The sequence below is a fragment of the Bartonella tribocorum genome (assembly GCF_002777915.1).
Classification (GTDB): domain Bacteria; phylum Pseudomonadota; class Alphaproteobacteria; order Rhizobiales; family Rhizobiaceae; genus Bartonella; species Bartonella tribocorum_A.
The window spans coordinates 1-886 of sequence record NZ_NJGE01000080.1; the positions used below are offsets into that span (position 1 = coordinate 1).

Here is an 886-nt window from a genome sequence, read left to right on the forward strand (position 1 = left end):
GAATAAAGAGAACCGCACCCTTTTCGGTGTGATGGGTGGAACAATCTCTAAGAATTCCATTGAGGCTGTTAATGGTTCTCAGCTTTATAGCTTAGGCGACAATGTTGCGAAGTATTTTGGTGGTAGTGCTAATTATGAGAATGGTCAATGGTCCGCTCCAAGTTTCAAGTTTAAGACTGTCAATGATGACGGTAGTAAAGTTGAAGATAAGGATTATAGTACTGTATCGGAAGCATTTGCTGGTGTAGGCAGTTCTTTTGAGAAACTTCACAAAGAGTTTACCGAAAGAAACGCAGAGGTTACAGAAAATATTCAGCAAAATGCGTTGTTGTGGAGTGCAACTGATCAAGCCTTTAGTGCCAAGCACGGGGAAGGTGAAGCAGAAAAAACGAACAGCAAGATTACGTCTCTTGCCAAAGGTAACATTGCAGAAGGTTCAACGGATGCTGTGAATGGCTCCCAGTTATTTGATACCAATCAACATGTAAGCGCCGTTTCCCACAATTTTGAAACAGCTGCTGCGAATATAGCTCAATCCTTTGGTGGAGGTGCTGAATATAAGGATGGTGCATGGACTGCTCCAAACTTCAAAGTTAACACCGTGAGTGCTGATGGTAGTAAGGTTGAAGAGCAGAGCTATGATGATGTAGCAAAAGCCTTTGCAAGTGTAGGCAGTTCTTTCAGCAATCTTCATAAAGAGCTTAAGAATGAGATTAACCAGGTTGTTAGTGACAGTCTTGTAAAGCAAGATGATGTGAGCAAGGTTATTAAGATAGGAGCGGAGAAAGAGGGTGCAGCAATCAGCATTGCAAACAGTGACGGTGCCTCCCGTAGTCTCTCTGGAGTAAAAGCAGCCACCCTTTCAGCGGTTTCGACAGAAGCGGTG

The 886-nt window shown here is 43.3% G+C and carries 1 pseudogene; it reads left to right on the plus strand.

What is annotated here, in order from left to right:
- Positions 1–886 (plus strand): annotated as a pseudogene (locus CER18_RS09760) (hypothetical protein); the annotation flags it as partial.